At 45.1% G+C, this 16,260-nt stretch carries 17 protein-coding genes; 6 read left to right on the top strand and 11 right to left on the bottom strand.

Annotated elements, in window-relative coordinates:
• Positions 1-78: 78 nt before the first annotated feature.
• The 10 genes from GGR02_RS10195 to hyfB all read right to left on the bottom strand — a co-directional run bounded on the left by GGR02_RS10195 (position 79) and on the right by hyfB (position 8,940).
• The gene (locus GGR02_RS10195; protein WP_183184623.1) at positions 79-453 is read right to left on the bottom strand and encodes a hypothetical protein; all 375 of its coding nucleotides are present in this window, start codon (positions 451-453) and stop codon (positions 79-81) included.
• Between the two features lie 57 nt (positions 454-510).
• Positions 511-912, bottom strand: coding sequence for a DUF1640 domain-containing protein (locus tag GGR02_RS10190; RefSeq protein WP_183184622.1), 402 nt, complete (start codon positions 910-912; stop codon positions 511-513).
• Positions 913-1,009: 97 nt separating this feature from the next.
• Complete coding sequence (locus GGR02_RS10185) at positions 1,010-1,342, bottom strand: ArsR/SmtB family transcription factor (protein WP_035046315.1); 333 nt, start codon at positions 1,340-1,342, stop codon at positions 1,010-1,012.
• Positions 1,339-1,833, bottom strand: a complete 495-nt coding sequence (locus GGR02_RS10180) for an NADH-quinone oxidoreductase subunit B family protein (protein ID WP_183184621.1) — start codon at positions 1,831-1,833, stop codon at positions 1,339-1,341. Before GGR02_RS10180 ends, GGR02_RS10185 begins: the two co-directional genes overlap by 4 nt.
• A 4-nt stretch (positions 1,834-1,837) precedes the next feature.
• A complete protein-coding gene (locus tag GGR02_RS10175; RefSeq protein WP_183184620.1) occupies positions 1,838-2,200 on the bottom strand; it encodes a 4Fe-4S binding protein in 363 nt (120 codons plus the stop codon).
• A gap of 15 nt (positions 2,201-2,215) precedes the next feature.
• Complete coding sequence (locus GGR02_RS10170) at positions 2,216-3,805, bottom strand: hydrogenase large subunit (protein WP_183184619.1); 1,590 nt, start codon at positions 3,803-3,805, stop codon at positions 2,216-2,218.
• Entirely contained in the window at positions 3,805-5,274 is a 1,470-nt protein-coding gene (locus GGR02_RS10165) for a hydrogenase 4 subunit F (RefSeq protein WP_183184618.1), read from the bottom strand. The genes GGR02_RS10170 and GGR02_RS10165 overlap by 1 nt, the downstream gene beginning before the upstream one ends.
• Before the next feature lie 5 nt (positions 5,275-5,279).
• Positions 5,280-5,915 (bottom strand): hydrogenase, encoded by a 636-nt coding sequence (locus tag GGR02_RS10160; RefSeq protein WP_183184617.1) that lies wholly within the window; start codon positions 5,913-5,915, stop codon positions 5,280-5,282.
• Between the two features lie 12 nt (positions 5,916-5,927).
• Complete coding sequence (locus tag GGR02_RS10155; RefSeq protein ID WP_229706175.1) at positions 5,928-6,848, bottom strand: respiratory chain complex I subunit 1 family protein; 921 nt, start codon at positions 6,846-6,848, stop codon at positions 5,928-5,930.
• 73 nt (positions 6,849-6,921) lie between these two features.
• The gene (hyfB, locus tag GGR02_RS10150) at positions 6,922-8,940 is read right to left on the bottom strand and encodes a hydrogenase 4 subunit B (protein WP_183184616.1); all 2,019 of its coding nucleotides are present in this window, start codon (positions 8,938-8,940) and stop codon (positions 6,922-6,924) included.
• 183 nt (positions 8,941-9,123) lie between these two features.
• Here hyfB and megL point away from each other — a divergent pair, with 183 nt between their 5' ends.
• Positions 9,124-10,305 carry a methionine gamma-lyase gene (gene megL / locus GGR02_RS10145; protein ID WP_183184615.1) on the top strand — a complete coding sequence of 394 codons (1,182 nt, stop codon included), beginning with the start codon at positions 9,124-9,126 and terminating at the stop codon, positions 10,303-10,305.
• A gap of 18 nt (positions 10,306-10,323) precedes the next feature.
• On the opposite strand, the gene GGR02_RS10140 is transcribed toward megL, so the two are convergent.
• Positions 10,324-10,890, bottom strand: coding sequence for a pyridoxamine 5'-phosphate oxidase family protein (locus GGR02_RS10140; protein WP_373286627.1), 567 nt, complete (start codon positions 10,888-10,890; stop codon positions 10,324-10,326).
• A gap of 172 nt (positions 10,891-11,062) precedes the next feature.
• Between GGR02_RS10140 and GGR02_RS10135 the strand changes: the two genes are divergently transcribed.
• The 5 genes from GGR02_RS10135 to GGR02_RS10115 all read left to right on the top strand — a co-directional run bounded on the left by GGR02_RS10135 (position 11,063) and on the right by GGR02_RS10115 (position 16,256).
• Positions 11,063-11,743, top strand: coding sequence for a GntR family transcriptional regulator (locus GGR02_RS10135; RefSeq protein ID WP_229706176.1), 681 nt, complete (start codon positions 11,063-11,065; stop codon positions 11,741-11,743).
• 88 nt (positions 11,744-11,831) lie between these two features.
• Positions 11,832-12,758, top strand: a complete 927-nt coding sequence (gene hpaI, locus GGR02_RS10130; protein ID WP_183184613.1) for a 2,4-dihydroxyhept-2-ene-1,7-dioic acid aldolase — start codon at positions 11,832-11,834, stop codon at positions 12,756-12,758.
• The gene (locus GGR02_RS10125; protein ID WP_183184612.1) at positions 12,755-13,549 is read left to right on the top strand and encodes a fumarylacetoacetate hydrolase family protein; all 795 of its coding nucleotides are present in this window, start codon (positions 12,755-12,757) and stop codon (positions 13,547-13,549) included. Before hpaI ends, GGR02_RS10125 begins: the two co-directional genes overlap by 4 nt.
• Entirely contained in the window at positions 13,530-15,011 is a 1,482-nt protein-coding gene (gene hpaE / locus GGR02_RS10120) for a 5-carboxymethyl-2-hydroxymuconate semialdehyde dehydrogenase (protein WP_183184611.1), read from the top strand. The genes GGR02_RS10125 and hpaE overlap by 20 nt, the downstream gene beginning before the upstream one ends.
• Before the next feature lie 57 nt (positions 15,012-15,068).
• Positions 15,069-16,256: an ABC transporter substrate-binding protein gene (locus GGR02_RS10115; protein ID WP_183184610.1), complete on the top strand. Its 1,188-nt coding sequence runs from the start codon at positions 15,069-15,071 to the stop codon at positions 16,254-16,256.
• The last annotated feature ends 4 nt before the right edge of the window (positions 16,257-16,260 follow it).

Below are 16,260 nucleotides of genomic sequence, written 5' to 3'. Positions count from 1 at the left end.
TTCCATCGGTCTACTCGTCCCGTACCGTTTCCGATATAAACGATTTTTTCAGAATTATCTACGGAAATGTTCGTTTTGTCAAGCCCGAATTTTCCCATCGATTCCGCGCAGTTTCCGCTCGTGTTGCATCGTTTTTGCGGAGAGAAAATCAACCGTTTCTTGCGTTTCGGTGAGTTCGACGCGCAAGCTAGCGATTTTCGTGTCTAATCGATCAAACCGCTCATTGACTTCTGCGCGAAACTCTTGCATTTCTGCACGGAGCTGATCGCCCATTTCATGCATTTCCGCACGGAGCTGATCGCCCATTTCATGCATTTCCGCACGGAGCTGATTGCCCATGTCATGCATTTCTGCACGGAGTCGCTCGCCCATTTCGTGCATTTCATGGTGAATTTTTTCCGAAAATAACTCTAACGCTTTCACAATTTCTTGTAACAATACGTTTTCTTCCATTCTTTTCTCCGTCCTTGTGTAAAATAGTGATAAACAATTGGTTGCAAACGTGAGGGACTATGATTGGCGATAAAGGCTGCGAAGTTTTCGTTCATGCTGAAGCGTTTTAGAAGAAAGCAAATCCACTGTTTCTTGCGTGTCAGTTAGTTCATCGCGTAGCTGATCAACTTTTTCGTTTAGCTGCTCGAACTGATCGTCCATTTCTTGTTTAAGAGCGTCGATTTTTGCTTCTAATTTGCTTTCCACACCGCGGATTTCTGCCCGAAGCTGTTGTCCCATCTCTTGCATTTCCGTCCGAAGCTGTTGTCCCATCTCTTGCATTTCTGCCCGAACCTGATTGCCCATTGCCTGCATTTCCGTACGGAGTTGATTGCTCATTTCCTTCATTTCGTGATGAATTTTGTCCGAGAATAGCTCGAGCGCTTTGACAATTTCTTTTACAATCGTTTCTTTTTCCATTCTCATTCACCTCCCTTTCCCTATTATAAAATAAAGAAAATGAGAGAGAAAAGAGGAAAAAAGGCCCCTCATCTTGCAAATCAATGAGGGGCTCTCCTTATTCGGCTTCGTCATTAAACTTGTCTAGCATGGAAATGGTATCGATCAAATGGTTGTTAAAAATTTGTCGGGCGATGGCTAATAACTCTTTAATCATCGGGTCGCGTAACGAGTAGACGACGCGGTTTCCGTCTTTCGTTCCGTAAACAATGTTTTTGCTTCGCAATACAGCGAGTTGTTGCGAAACAGCCGATCCTTCGCTGCCGATTAACGTTTGCAGTTCGTTAACGTTTTTATCTCCTTCACACAATAATTCTAAAATGCGAATTCGTAACGGATGAGCGAGTGCTTTAAAAAAATCCGCTTTAAATTGCTGAAGTTCTAAGTTCAACGCTTGTTCTCTCCTTTGTTTCTTGATAGCTCTTCATATCGATCGAGCGCCAATAAAATTCCTTCGATAATCGCTTCTGGTCGAGGAGGGCAACCAGGGACATAAACGTAGACAGGAACAATTTGATCAACACCACCGTAATTAGCATAAGTACGCCCGAACATCCCACCGCCGCATGCACAAGCCCCAATAGCGACAACCATTTTTGGCTCGGAAGCAGCGTTATACGTTTTTATTAGCGCCTCTTCTAAATGTCTTGTCACCCCGCCAGTTACCATTAGCATATCTGCATGGCGAGGGGAGGCGACAAAATCGACGCCAAACCGTTGAATGTCGTAAATCGGATTAGTTAATGTATTCATTTCAAAATCGCAACCGTTACAAGAACCAGAATCGACATGGCGAATATGCAGCGAACGTCCGAGCACTTCTTTCATTCGTTTTTGCAGCGTCCATCGCAAATCAGCTGTTTGCTCTTTTCCGCTTTTCATTGTATCATACTTCCTTTCCCGCTGTTAAAAGTTTCGCAAATGTTGCTTGTTTGGTCACTGTTAGCTCGGTTTTAGTTTTTGTTGCTAGCCGATACTCGTTGGTGATTTGAATCGCGTTCGTTTCACACATTTCTGCACAAATGCCGCAAAAAATACAATTGGCATAAGATAACGAAATGGTGGAGGAATTGTCATTTTGCACGAGCGTGATCGCTTTCGCAGGGCATGATGTTATGCATGCTTGGCAGCCAGTGCATTCATTCGAGACAAAAATCGGTTTGCCGCGAAAACGTTCCGGCGCTTCTGTCAATAGATCCGTTTTTGTTACCGTCTTTGTTTTCCATATTTTTTTGATAAGATCAAACATCGCTATTCCTCCCTTTTATCGGTCGCAGCAAGCATAGCAAAGCTCAAAACTTTTATTAATGAGCGGAAAATCAGGAACGATATTTCCTTTGACTGCAAGTGGAACCGCAGGCCAGTTGCTGTAAGTAGCAGAACGAACCCGATAGCGGTAGACCGTTTGATCCGGACCAACCATGAGCCAATGCACCGTTTCTCCGCGAGGCGACTCGCACCATCCCATTGCCGAACGATACGGCGGTAGCGGTGGGAGGGGAGTGAACGTATCGCCGCTAGGAAGGGAGTGCATTAGCTGTTCAATAATCGCAATTGATTCTAACACTTCATCAACACGAATGCGCACCCTAGAAAGAACATCGCCAACTTCGTAAACCGGGACGTGAAATGAAACTTGATCATAGGCGGCATACGGCTGGTCGCGGCGAATGTCGACCGAGCGCCCCGACGCTCTAGCGGCTACCCCGACGACTTCCAACTGATTTGCATGTTCTAAAGAAAGCACGCCGGTCGTCGCCATTCGGTTCATGGCGATATCATGAGAAAACAGCAAGTCAACAAGTTCTTGAAACTCCTTTTTGACATATGACAATGTTCGCACAATATCTTCTTTCTCTCGTTCGGTTATATCGATTCTTATCCCGCCAAGACGAATGATGCCGCGTAAATAGCGGTGGCCAGCAACGCGTTCATTTAATTGCTGCAGCGTTTCCTTTAAGCGCGCCCCTTGGCTAACTCCGACCGCAAATCCAAATCCAGCGCATATGTTTCCGACGTCGCCGATATGGTTATACAGCCGTTCCAATTCTAAAAACAGTGTACGCAAATAGGCGGCGCGGGGTGGAATTGTCACTCCGCCTAGACGTTCTGCCGCTTGAGCAAATGCTGTGCTATGCGAAAGCGCGCAAACACCGCATATTCGCTCGGCAAGAAACAATGCTTTTTCTAGCGGCATTCCTTCGTTTGCTTTTTCTAAGCCGCGATGGGTAAAAAATAAGCGGGCATCTAAATGTAAAATCGTATCGCCAACTGCCCCGAAACGGAAATGGCCTGGTTCAATAATGCCGGCATGAATCGGTCCGACAGGTATTTCCGTCACGTCTTCGCTGTCGTACGGCATAAACGATTCTCTGCTCTGGACGCGCGGAGCATGGCGGTCGAGCGGAAAATCTTTTCTTAAAGGATGAAGATCTTCCGGCCAATCTCCGTGCAAAATAAGCGGGCGAGGATCTGGATGTCCTTGAGGCCTAAGCCCTAACAAATCTTTTACTTCCCGTTCATACCAATTCGCTGCCGGCAACTGTACGGAAACGGATGGAAATGTCGGGTCGAGCGGGTCGATCAACGTTTTCACGGTGATGAAATGACGGAAAGAATCGAAGGAAAATACATAATATAAGGCGAAAAAGCCGTGAATATCCCGCTCATCATTTCCGACCATCGTAAACAACCGCCCTTTTTTCTCGTGCCAAAGAAAATAACAGACATCAGGAAGTTCTGTTTTTTCTACAAGCATAACCGTTTCTTGTGCGCCGTTTTGTTCCATCGACCGCACTTTATTTCCAAGCTGTTGTTTCATTCGTGAAAGCCACTGCTTTATCGTTTTTTCCATTATGATTTGCCCCCTTGCAACACAACCGCCACTTGTTGAATGATTTCTTGAAAGAACGGTGGAACGTATAACCCGAAAAGGATAACGGCTACTAATGGAAGAAAGAGCGCAGCTGTCGACCAACGGCTCATTTCTTTCTTTTCTACTTTCGCCGGTGCTTCTCCGAACGCCATTCGTACGACATAATACATCATCCCAGAAAAAATAAGGACAACGAATAAAAGGAAGAGAACGGTCGCTACTAAATGCCCGCTCTGAAAGCCAGCGCGCATAATCGTAAATTCACTGACAAAAATGTTAAACGGTGGTGTGCCAGTAATCGCAAACGCCGCAATTAAAAAAATGCTTCCGGTAATCGGCATTGTTTTTAATATACCAGAAATGCGTTCCATTCGTTTCGAATGATAGTTTTGCGTGATATTTCCAGCTGCAAAAAATAATAACGATTTTGCCATAGAATGATGAAACATATGGAGAACAGCCCCATAAAGACCAAGCGCTCCACCAATGCCAACACCGAGCGTAATAATGCCCATATGTTCGACGCTAGAGTAGGCAAGCATACGTTTTAAATCATGTTGAACGAGCATAAACGGAACGGTGATGGCAATCGAAAGCAACCCAAAAAAGATGAGATACGATGCTGCTTTTCCATCTAGCGTCGTATTGACAATCGTGTATATACGGAAAACACCGTACAGCGCCGTATTCAACAATACCCCTGATAGGACAGCACTTACCGGAGAAGGAGCTTGGCTATGGGCATCCGGTAGCCAAAAATGCATCGGCGCTAATCCAGCTTTTGTGCCGAATCCAACTAACACAAAAACAAAAGCAATAAGCGTCCATTGCGGATTTAGCTGTTTAGCTGCTTGATGTAATACGGTCCAATTTAATGAATCCGCGCTTTCTCCAAACAAATCCACTCCGGATAAATAAAGAAAAATAATTCCTAATAATGCAAAGGCAATCCCGACGCTTCCCATGATTAAATATTTCCAAGCGGCTTCTAACGACGTCCCTTTTCGATAAAAAGCGACTAAAAGGGCGGATACTAACGTCGTCAATTCGATGCCAACCCAAAGAAATCCAAGGTTATTGACAACACTGACCGCTAGCATCGTTCCGAGAAAAAGATGAAACCATAAATAATAATGCCGCACTTTATTAGCGTCAATGATTTTTTCTGCTACCTCGTGATGCATATATCCAACCGAATAAAGGGAAGCAACAAATCCAATCAGTACAATTAGCATGACATTAAAAGCACTTAAAGCATCGATGTAGATTAGGTGATGCCATCCGGTGATTGGTGCATGAAAAAATACGTTGTTGGCGATAAGCAGACTAACGAATACGTTTAACAATGCGGTGGTTATTTGTAATTTTTCACCAATGTGAATGTTTATTTTCCAGCATAGCACTGCTGTCACCAAAGGAATGATGAGCAGCAACGACACTTCTCCCATGTCAATCATCCCTTCAAGTTGCTCATTTTTTCAATATTTAAGCTTTCAAACGTCGAATGAATCCGAAGCGATAAAATTCCAATGATGACGACTGTTACGAGCATATCAAAGAAGATGCCTAACTCTACCATCATCGGCATGCCGTAGCTAATAGACTGCGCCACTAAAAACAAGCCGTTTTCAATCGTAATAAGCCCGATCCCTTGCATGAGCGCCTTTTTATGGTCAATCATAATAAATGTACCGAGAAAGACGAGCGTAATCGATACCGGAAGATACGGTTCGCCGAATTTGGTGCTCGGAAGATGGAGGCGGGAAGTAACGTAAAAACCCGCTACCGACAAAATAATCGCCATTAAGAGCGACGTGTATTTCGAAGTCACTCGTTCTACTTGTCGGTGGACGTCAATTTTTTTAATGGTATAGTGCAAAATAGCTGGAATAATCATCGCTTTGACGACCAACGTTAATAACGCCGCAATGAGCAGGTGAGAAAGTTTCGTTTGATACCACATCGCACCTGCCGTCAGTGCAAGCACAAACGACTGAAACGCTAAAATCGGCACAGAGTCGCTTATTTTTCGGATTTGTAATAACCAAATCGCGCTAATCAATAGCAGCATGGCAATCCATTGTTCCATCGCTCATCCCTCCTATTCAAATACCCGAAGCAAAATCGCCATTAAAGATAAAATCATCGATGAACCGAGCAGCTTCGGCACTTTAAACAGCCGAATTTTTGCATACATTGTTTCAATGAACGCAAGAAGCATACTAAGAGCAACTAGCTTTGCAACATATAACAAAAACGACAGAATGATTTGTGAAGCATCGCCGGAAGCAGCAATCCCCCATGGGAAAAATAAATGGATGAAAAGGCTTAAAAGCAATAGTTGTTTTATTTGCGCTGCCCACATCATGAGCCCTAAATACCGACCGGAATATTCAAGCAACATCCCTTCATGAACCATCGTCAACTCTAAATGAGTATCCGGATTGTCTACCGGAATGCGCCCCGTTTCCGCAATGACGACGATAAGCATGGCAAAAAATGCAAGCCCATACGATGGGGTAAACCAATCCCAGCCGTTGTGCAAAAGGGAAACGACAAGGTCAGAAAGCTTCATCGTTCCGCTAGATAAACAAACCGCAAACAGCGCTAACAATAACGCCGGTTCAGCGATGGCAGACAACGCCATCTCACGGCTTGATCCCATGCCGCCGAACGAGCCGCCGGCATCAAGAGCGGTAAGCGCGGTAAAAAAACGCGCAACGCCAAACAAATAGACGACAAGAATGACGTCCCCGATGAAATTCCAGTCATTGTTAACAGTATACGTAGGAATAAAAAGCCCTGCCGTTACAATCGAAACAAAGACGATATACGGCGTAACGATCGATAGCCATGATGAATGATGAGAAAGAACCGCGTCTTTTTTCATAAACTTTATGACATCATAATACGGTTGCCAAATGCTTGGTCCGATGCGGTTTTGCATCCGTGCTTTCGTTTTTTTAATCACCCCTTGAATAAACGGGGCAAGCAAAATGACAATCGCTATCTGTAAAAACATAGAAAAGATCCATCTCATGTATGTTGCGAAGATAGCCGCCAACCTCCCGCGACTTCTTCATTCCCTCCTTCCATTATCGAATCCATAACAGTAACACGACCAGCGTGATAATCATATAGGCTAAATAACTTTGCAAATTTCCGCTTTGAATGGCTCGCAACCGTTGTGACAACCAAACCGTACCAAGAATGAGCGGGCGGTATAGCTTTGTTTCGATGATCGCTTCTGTTTTTAACCGATGGCGAATTCGTTTCGGGTAGTACGCGTATTCTCCATGTACTTCTACTTTTCGTTCGATTCCATAGAGCCTTTTGAAAATCATTAGCACAGGATGGGAGTAAGACGTCCCGGTATATTCCATCGTTTGGACAAGCGGCGTTCCACAGTTCCACGTTTCATCGTAGCGATTGTTGCTTTTTCCAACCAATACGCGAAGCAACGCTATCAATAAAAGGAATAACGCTAAGAAAATCATCCCCATCCATCCGAGCGAAATCGACTCGACCGAACGGTGGAACGGGATGTACAACATCGCGCGACCAGTTACTGACTGATGGAAGTAGCTTTCGACGATTTGGTTCGTCATGCCCAAAACTAATCCTGGCCATACGCCAAAAACGACGGTACCGCAAGCAAGCACAACCATCCCAATGCGCATCGCAAGCGGTACTTCAGTTGCTTTTGCAGCGTGCGACGTACGCGGCAAGGCGAGAAACGCAGTACCGAAATGTTTCACCACACTTCCGGCCACAAACGCTCCTGTCAAGCCGAGCGCTGCAGCTAGAAGGCCGCCGACGGTCTTCCAAATAGGATGATCGAGCGAAAACGAAAGATGAAGCAACGACTGAAACGTCGCCCATTCGCTCATAAACCCGTTAAGCGGCGGAAAAGCAGCGAGCGACATGCCACCGATGAGAAAGAGTACAGCAGTCCACGGCATGCGGCGAATGAGCCCTCCTAGTTCGTTAATGTTTTTTGTATGCGTCGCATAAAGAACAGAACCTGCTCCCATAAACAGCAATCCTTTAAAGACGGCATGGTTCAATACATGGTATAAAAGTGCCGTCAACGCTAACGCCCCTAAGAGCGGTTCGTGATACGAACGGAACAAAAGGGAAGCCCCTAATCCCATAAAAATAATCCCGATATTTTCCGCGCTGCTAAACGCAAGGAAACGTTTTATATCGTTTTCCGCTACTCCAAATAAAATGCCCAATACGGCAGAGAGGACGCCAATCCCAAGCACGACTGCCCCCCACCATGTCGCCCCGCCTTTTAAAAAGTCGTAGTTCACTCGAAGCAATCCGTAAATGGCTGTTTTAATCATAACGGCAGACATTAAGGCGGACACATGGCTTGGTGCGGCCGGGTGCGCCCGCGGAAGCCATACGTGCAGTGGAATCATCCCTGCTTTTGTTCCAAACCCGATCAACGACAGGAGAAAAATGATGTTTTTAACATAATCTGGAAAACGTGTCGCCGTTTGCGTAAACGATGAAAAATCGAGCTTCTTTGTAAAGAAAAAGAGCGTTAAAAACGAAAGAATGATAAAAACTGTGCCAAAGTGGGTCATGACAACATACACATACCCTGCTTTGCGCGTTTCTGCTTTTTCATGTTCAACCATTACTAAGAAAAAAGAAAGAAGCGACATAAGTTCCCATGCAATTAAAAACGAAACGCTATGATCGACCGTGACGACGGCGATCATGGATAGTACAAATAAGTTCAACCCGCTCCCAAGCAGCCCAATTGGTTTTTTGCCGTAATATTCTGTGACGTATCCGAGCGAATAAATCGACACAGCGATCGTTATAAATGAAATAACGAAGAGAAAATAGGCGGAAAGCATATCGACTTTCAATCGCAACACAACATCGGATACGATGGTCCATGCAGTCACGATGATTGGTTGCTTTGTCGATAAAACAAGCGCTGCGGTCGTTGCCCCAAACAATCCGCCAAGAAAAGAACTGCAATGAGCGAGAACGTTTGCCCATTTCGTGCGTCGGTTAAAACAAAGAGCACTGAATGCGCCGAAAACGAAAAGAAGTAGCGACAGCACAAACAGGCGTATTGCAAACTCTCCCATCTTATCACCTCTAAATAAATGTATAATGGAATATTCAATAATTCAAATATACTAATGAACACAAATACTTACAAGAAAATTTTTTCGCGAACCGTTTCCAAAGAGAAGAAAGCGCTTACAAAATCACAGATGATGTCGTATACTAAAAACGTAGGGGGTTTATTCACAGCAAGGGGGATTTCAATGAACAAAGACAAACGATTCGACACGCTCGTCATTCACCACGGATACGATACGAAAGACCATCTTGGCAGCTTATCTGTCCCGATTTTTCAAACGTCCACGTTTACATTTGCAACAGCAGAGCAAGGAGAGGCGCGTTTTGCTGGCCAAGAGGAAGGGTATATTTATTCGCGGCTTGCCAATCCGACAGTAAGGGCGCTTGAGGAAAAAATGGCATGTTTAGAAGGGGGAGAAGCCGCGCTTGCGTTTAGCTCAGGGATGGCAGCGGTATCCGCGGTCTTAATGGCGCTGACAAAAGCGAACGACCATATTATTTGTTCGCAAGGGGTGTACGGATGCACGTTCGGACTGTTGCAGCTGTTGAAAAACAAATACCACATTTCCCATGATTTTTGCGCGATGGAAACAGAAGAAGAAATTCGCCAGCTCATTCGTCCAGAAACGGTGTGCATTTATGTCGAAACGCCGATTAATCCGACAATGAAGCTGATTGACTTGCAAATGGTCGCTAACGTGGCGAAAGAATATGGCATTCCCGTTGTCGTAGACAACACGTTTTGTTCGCCATATTTGCAGCAGCCGTTATCGCTTGGCTGCGATATCGTCATCCATAGTGCCACAAAATATATTGGAGGGCATGGGGATGTCATCGCTGGCATTGCGGTTGGCACAAAAGAAAAAATAGCAGAAATCGCCAAAACAACACAAAAAGATGTCGGCGGCATTCTTTCTCCGTTTGATGCGTGGTTGTTATTGCGGGGAGTGAAGACGCTCGCGGTACGAATGGAGCGCCATTGCGACAACGCGGAAAAAATCGTCGAGCAGCTGAAGCGACATCCGCGTGTGGCAAGCGTCTATTACCCAGCGGATGTTGACCATCGCGACTATTCGATTTATCAAAAGCAAATGAAGCGTGGTGGGGGGCTCATCTCGTTTGAAGTAAACGGAACAAAAGAAGACGCTCAGCGGCTTTTAAACCATTTACGCCTCATTCATATCGCTGTCAGCTTAGGCGATACCGAAACATTAATCCAACACCCAGCGACAATGACCCACGCCGTCGTTCCAGAAGAAGCACGAAAAAAAATGGGCATCAGCGACTCGCTCCTTCGCCTATCCGTCGGACTAGAAGCATGGGAAGACGTTTGGGAAGATTTAGCGCAAGCATTAAATCAACTGTAACGAATCAAGGGCAGCTTCTCATGGCTGCCCTTTTTCTGTTCCGACATCATCTGCCACTTTTCGTCCGTCATAAAACACCCTCTCCTCGTCGAGCGGTTTTTCTTTTGCGGTTATCGTGTGCGGTGTAATTTTTAAAACGACGGTTCGGCTGCCCATCGAAGACCGGTACGTTTCGACATGATGCTTCGAAAGCGGTGCGGAAAAATAGCCAGGAACATATTTGTTTAGAAGTTGTTGCATCGCTTCTGTCGCTTCGTCCAAATCAGCCACGATTTCTGCCGTGCCAAATAACATGACACTCATATATCCTGTATCCGTTTTTGCTGGAACGGGATGCACCATCGTTCCAAAATGTTCGCTCACAGTAAAACAGACGCGCGCATTTCGTTTCAACACCTCCATTTTTCGCCCTGCTTCTGCCCCGTGAACGTACACGGCGCCGTTCCACCAGACAAAGTTTAACGGAACGACGTACGGCTCTAGCCCATCCGCTAGCCCTAAATACCCCGTCATCGCCGCCGACAAAAACGCGGAAATTTTCGTTTCATCCGTACACGCTAGCATCGGTCTTCTCATCTCGTACATCTTCTTTCCTCCTCGTTTTTTATTACCATTGTAAAGGAGGATATGCATGCTGAGTAGGGAAATTTTCTTTCAACGGAATAGATATTTTAAAGTATAAAATCTTATATTTTTTTATAACATTTGTATTGAAAATTCATAAAATTTATCTTATGATAAAACTATGAAAAAGGACATGAAAAAACTGAACAAACAGCAACATGCGTACGAAGTCATTCGTGAGCGAATTATGACTGGGGTTTATGCCCCAGGGCAACGCATTGTCACAAGCCAAATCGCGGCGGAGCTAGCGATCAGTGTCATTCCTGTTCGTGAGGCGTTAAAAAAATTAGAGGAAGAGGGGCTTATTCAATACAAACTAAACATAGGGGCAATCGTCACGCCAATCGATCACGACAAATATTTGGAAGCACTATCGGTACTGGCTGTGTTATCTGGCTATGCTACGGCGTTAAGCGCCAAGCAGTTCCCGAAAGAAAAGCTAAAAGAGCTGCGTCAGCTCAACCAACAGATGAGCGAAGCGCTAGACGAGTTTAACTTTCGTCGGTTCGGACAGTTAAACCGCACCTTTCACATCACCATTTACCAATATTGCGGCAATCCGTTTTTATTAGAAACGATTGAACACGTTCACGAACGAATTGATTCGATTCGCCGTATGGGAACAGCGTTTATTCCAAAAAGAGCAAGAGAATCGATCAAAGAACATGAAGAAATGATTGCGATGATGGAGCATAACGCTGCGTTTTCGCTCATCGATCAGTTTGCTAGAAACCATAAATTACACACGCTCGAAGCGTATCGAAGCCACGTGTTAGAGCAAGAAAAGCAACAGCGCATCGCTTTTTTTGAATAAAAGGAGGTGTCAGTCCCGAAAAGGGAAAAATTTTTTCATCTTTTATATCTGAAAATTTCAAATATTTAAAAAGGAGTGAATTATTTTGATGTCGATTGCTGAAGCAAAAGAACGTTTGCGCGGTTCCATCGCACCAATTGTCACCCCGTTTTTAGAAAATGACGAAGTGGACTACAAAACGCTAGAACAATTAATCGACTGGCACATGGAAAGCGGGAGTCACGGCATTTCCGTGACAGGAACAACAGGGGAACCAAGCTCGCTTACGTTGCAAGAGCGGGAAAAAGTGATGGAAACCGCTATCAAAGCGGCAAAAGGGCGCGTTCCAGTTGTGCCTGGCACAGGTTCAACGAACCATGCGGAAACGTTGCATTTGACGAAACTTGCCCAAGAGATGGGAGCAGATGCTGCAATGGTCATCGTCCCATACTATAATCGTCCGTCCCAACACGCGCTTTACAAACATTTTAAAACAGTCGCTGACGCTGTCGATATTCCGATTATCGTCTACAATATCCCAGGAAGAACAGCGGTGAATTTAGAAGTAAAGACGCTCGCCCGCCTCAAAGAAGACTGTCCAAACATTATCGGCGTGAAAGAATCGAATAAAGATTTTGAGCACGTCAATCGCGTGTTACTTGCTTGCGGTCGGGACTTCCTTTTGTTCTCAGGTATTGAGTTATTATGTTACCCGATGCTTGCGATTGGTGGAGCGGGCTATATTAGCGCTACTGCTAACGTTGCACCGGAAAAAGTAGCAGAAGTGTATAACGCATGGATAGCAGGCGATGTGAAGCGCGCACAAGATTTGCATTACGAACTAATGCCGCTAAACGACGTGCTATTTAAAGATACAAACCCAGCGCCATTAAAAGCGGCACTAGGAATGATGGGAAAAATTTACCCAAAATTACGTCTACCGATGGATTTGCCGTCACCAGAACTACAACAAGAAATTCGCGAAGTATTAGAAGGATATGGACTATTATCGAAAGCGGGGAGCGGGGAGAGATGAAACATGCACGTTTTATTGCCGAAGGAAGGGAGCAAACAGGCATACTAAACAAAGAAGGGACGCATATTACCGCAGCAGGCGGCAAGCAATATGCTTTTCATGATATTCAAGTATGGCTTCCGCCTATTCAACCGAACAAAATGATCGGTCTTGCATTAAATTTCGCCGACCATGCCGAGGAGCTAGGGCTAGAGAAACCGACCGAACCGGTACTATTTATTAAGCCAAACTCTTCACTCATCGGCCATCTAGCACCGATTTACTATCCGAACGGAGCTACATATATGCATTACGAAAACGAATTAGCCGTCGTCATTGGAAAGACCGCGCGCAATGTGAAAGAAAAAGATGCCTTTGACTATGTAAGCGGATATACGATTGCGAATGATGTTACCGTTCGTGATTTTGTCAACAACTTTTACCGGCCACCAGTCCGCGCAAAAGGGCATGACACGTTCGGTCCAATGGGTCCGTTTTTTGTGGACAAAGAAGATATTAACGATGTCAGTGATTTAGAATTGCGCACATACGTCAATGGCGAGCTTCGCCAGCGCGGAAATACGAAAGATTTGATCTATTCCATCCCGGAACTGATTGCGTTTATTAGTTCCTTCATGACGCTTGAACCAAACGATGTCATTTTAACAGGAACGCCGAAAGGGTTGTCGCATATTTACCCAGGGGATGTTGTCCGTTTAGAAATCGATGGATTAGGAGCGTTAGAAAACTACGTATTAGACGGACGCACCGTCGATAATCGAGGTGAATCATATGCTGTGCAACAAGATTGAAGATACGAAGTTATATATCAACGGGGAATTTGTCGACAGTGTTTCCGGTGACACGTTTGAAAATTTTAATCCGTTCACGAATGAAATAATCAACCGTGTGGCGGCAGGCGATAACGAAGACATCCATCTTGCCGTTTCAGCCGCGAAAGAAGCGTTCCGCAACGGTCCATGGCGAACGATGAAAACATCCGAACGGCTCCGATATATCCAACGGATTGCGGAATTGATCGATAAACATGTCGAAGAAATCGCCTATTTAGAATCGCTTGACACCGGATTGCCGATTAGCCAGACGCGAAAAATGATTGCTCGGTCGGCAGAAAATTTCCGGTTTTACGCAGCAATGGTCCGTTCCCGTTTAGTAGGGGAAGCGTACCAACAAGATGACGAATTCCTTAACTACACTGTTTACCAACCTTTAGGGGTAGTTGGGCTCATCACTCCTTGGAATGCACCGTTTATGCTCGAAACGTGGAAAGTCGCTCCTGCACTTGCTACTGGAAATACAGTCGTCCTAAAACCTGCCGAACTATCTCCACTCACGGCCAACAAACTCGCACAAATCATCGCAGAAGCGCAACTACCAAAAGGTGTGTTTAATGTTGTTCACGGATTTGGTGAGACAGCAGGAGCCGCGCTTGTTGCCCACCCAGATGTCGCTGCTATTTCTTTCACAGGAGAAACCGTAACAGGCTCACTGATTATAAAAAACGCCGCCGATACGATGAAACGCGTATCAATGGAATTAGGCGGAAAATCGCCGCTCATCGTCTTTGAAGACGCCGATTTTGAACGCGCACTTGATGCGGCGGTATGGGGCATCTTTTCCTTTAACGGGGAGCGATGCACAGCTAACTCGCGCGTCTTTGTGCACACGTCATTGAAAGAGCGGTTTGTTGCGGCATTAAAAGAGCGAGTGGCCAATATTCGCATCGGCGATCCGCTAGACGCCAAAACACAAGTAGGACCTTTAATTCATAAAGACCATTGGAAAAAGGTGACGGAATATATCACGCTTGCGCAACAAGAAGGGTGCACGGTGTATAGCGGACAAGTGCCAGAATCATTCCAACATGGCAATTTCGTTGCCCCGACGTTATTGTTAAACGCGAAAAACGAGATGCGGGTGTGCCAAGAAGAAATTTTCGGACCTGTCATGGCAGTCATTGAATTTGAAACAGAAGAAGACGTTATTCAAATGGCCAATGACGTCAAATATGGGTTGGCGGGTTACGTTTGGACGAACGACATTAAACGGGCACACCGTGTTGCCCAAGCGATAGAGTCGGGCATGATTTGGATTAATGCGCAAAATGTCCGCGATTTACGCATTCCGTTCGGCGGAATGAAATATAGCGGAATTGGCCGAGAAGGTGGTCATTATGCATTCGAATTTTACACCGAGCCGAAAGTCATCCATGTTGCCATTGGCAATCACCATATTCCTCAGTTCGGGAAATAAATATTATTTTCTATAAAAAGAAATGAAAGTGCTTACAAAATAAAAGGGGGATGAACGATGAAAAAATGGGTTTCTATTTTTGTAACATGCTTGCTTGTTTTCTTATTAGCAGCATGTACTAGCAGCCAAGAAACGAGCGGAAAGAAAGAGGAAGCTGGCGGAGGCGGAGAAATTAAAATCGGGGCTATTTTTGACACCTCCGGAGTTGCTGCTCCGTTAGGAAAAGGGGAAATGGACACGGTTCAAATGCTAGCAGATCAAATCAACGAAAAAGGTGGAATTAACGGGAAGAAAATTAAACTTATTGCCATCGACAGCAAGTCAGATCAAAACCAAGCCGTATTAGCGATGAAAAAAGTAATCGAGCAAGAAAAAGTGGTTGCAGTGATTGGTGGAACGACAAGCGGAAACTCGCTGGCGATGTTACCAATTGCCATGAAAGCACAAATTCCGTTTATTTCCGCTGCATCAAGCAAACAAATTAACGCACCTGACGATGGCGCAAAACGTGATTGGGTGTTTAAAGTGGCTCAAGGCGATGACGTTGTCATGCCAAAAGTACTCGACTTTTTGACGAAAAAAGGATGGAAAAAGATCGCTTGGCTTAACGTAGCGACAAGCTATGGAACGAGCGGGCATGCCGAGTTTCAGCGGCTCGTGAAAAATTATGATTTGAACGTTGTCATAGAAGATGAATTTGAAGCGACAGTGAACGATGCGAAGGCAATGTTGACGCGCGTGAAAAAAGAAAATCCAGACGCGATTATCGTCTGGGGAACGGTGCAAGAAACGTCGGTTGTCGTGAAAAACATTCGGGAACTAGGAATGAATGTTCCGATTTTAGGGAGCAACGGTCTTGGCTCCAAGCAGTTTATTGAATTAGCAGGCGATGCGGCAAACGGCGTCTATTTCCCTGCTGGAAAGCTACCGGTAATCGAGCAAATTCCAGCGAACGATGCACAAAAAGAAGTCATTACAACCTATAAAAAAGCGTTTGAAGAGAAATTTGGCTACCCTGCTAGTACATTTGGTGGTCATGCGTATGACGGATTTATGATGCTTACAAAAGCGATAGAGGCAAAAGGTACCGATCCAAAGGCAATTAAAACCTTTTTGGAAAATATGAAAGAGTTTGTGGGGGTCACCGGAATATTCAAAATGAGCGAGAACGACCATAACGGGCTAAATACCGATAGTTTAGTAATGATTGAGATTCAAAACGGGCAATGGAAGATTACCGAATGATGTA

This window comes from Anoxybacteroides voinovskiense (genome assembly GCF_014196205.1).
Taxonomy (GTDB): domain Bacteria; phylum Bacillota; class Bacilli; order Bacillales; family Anoxybacillaceae; genus Anoxybacteroides; species Anoxybacteroides voinovskiense.
Note: the sequence above shows the minus strand (reverse complement) of the source record. Positions and strands in the feature narration are given on the sequence as shown.

Coding starts and splice junctions, on each gene's coding strand:
- GGR02_RS10190 (WP_183184622.1), bottom strand. CDS start 912: ATGGAAAAAGAAACGATTGTAAAAGAAATTGTCAAAGCGCTCGAGCTA.
- GGR02_RS10125 (WP_183184612.1), top strand. CDS start 12,755: ATGAAACATGCACGTTTTATTGCCGAAGGAAGGGAGCAAACAGGCATA.
- GGR02_RS10195 (WP_183184623.1), bottom strand. CDS start 453: ATGGAAGAAAACGTATTGTTACAAGAAATTGTGAAAGCGTTAGAGTTA.
- GGR02_RS10115 (WP_183184610.1), top strand. CDS start 15,069: ATGAAAAAATGGGTTTCTATTTTTGTAACATGCTTGCTTGTTTTCTTA.
- GGR02_RS10175 (WP_183184620.1), bottom strand. CDS start 2,200: ATGTTTGATCTTATCAAAAAAATATGGAAAACAAAGACGGTAACAAAA.
- GGR02_RS10140 (WP_373286627.1), bottom strand. CDS start 10,890: ATGTACGAGATGAGAAGACCGATGCTAGCGTGTACGGATGAAACGAAA.
- GGR02_RS10160 (WP_183184617.1), bottom strand. CDS start 5,915: ATGGAACAATGGATTGCCATGCTGCTATTGATTAGCGCGATTTGGTTA.
- GGR02_RS10180 (WP_183184621.1), bottom strand. CDS start 1,833: ATGAAAAGCGGAAAAGAGCAAACAGCTGATTTGCGATGGACGCTGCAA.
- hpaI (WP_183184613.1), top strand. CDS start 11,832: ATGTCGATTGCTGAAGCAAAAGAACGTTTGCGCGGTTCCATCGCACCA.
- megL (WP_183184615.1), top strand. CDS start 9,124: ATGAACAAAGACAAACGATTCGACACGCTCGTCATTCACCACGGATAC.
- GGR02_RS10165 (WP_183184618.1), bottom strand. CDS start 5,274: ATGGGAGAAGTGTCGTTGCTGCTCATCATTCCTTTGGTGACAGCAGTG.
- GGR02_RS10155 (WP_229706175.1), bottom strand. CDS start 6,848: ATGTTTTTACAGATAGCGATTGTCATTTTGCTTGCCCCGTTTATTCAA.
- hpaE (WP_183184611.1), top strand. CDS start 13,530: ATGCTGTGCAACAAGATTGAAGATACGAAGTTATATATCAACGGGGAA.
- GGR02_RS10135 (WP_229706176.1), top strand. CDS start 11,063: ATGAAAAAACTGAACAAACAGCAACATGCGTACGAAGTCATTCGTGAG.
- hyfB (WP_183184616.1), bottom strand. CDS start 8,940: ATGGGAGAGTTTGCAATACGCCTGTTTGTGCTGTCGCTACTTCTTTTC.
- GGR02_RS10170 (WP_183184619.1), bottom strand. CDS start 3,805: ATGGAAAAAACGATAAAGCAGTGGCTTTCACGAATGAAACAACAGCTT.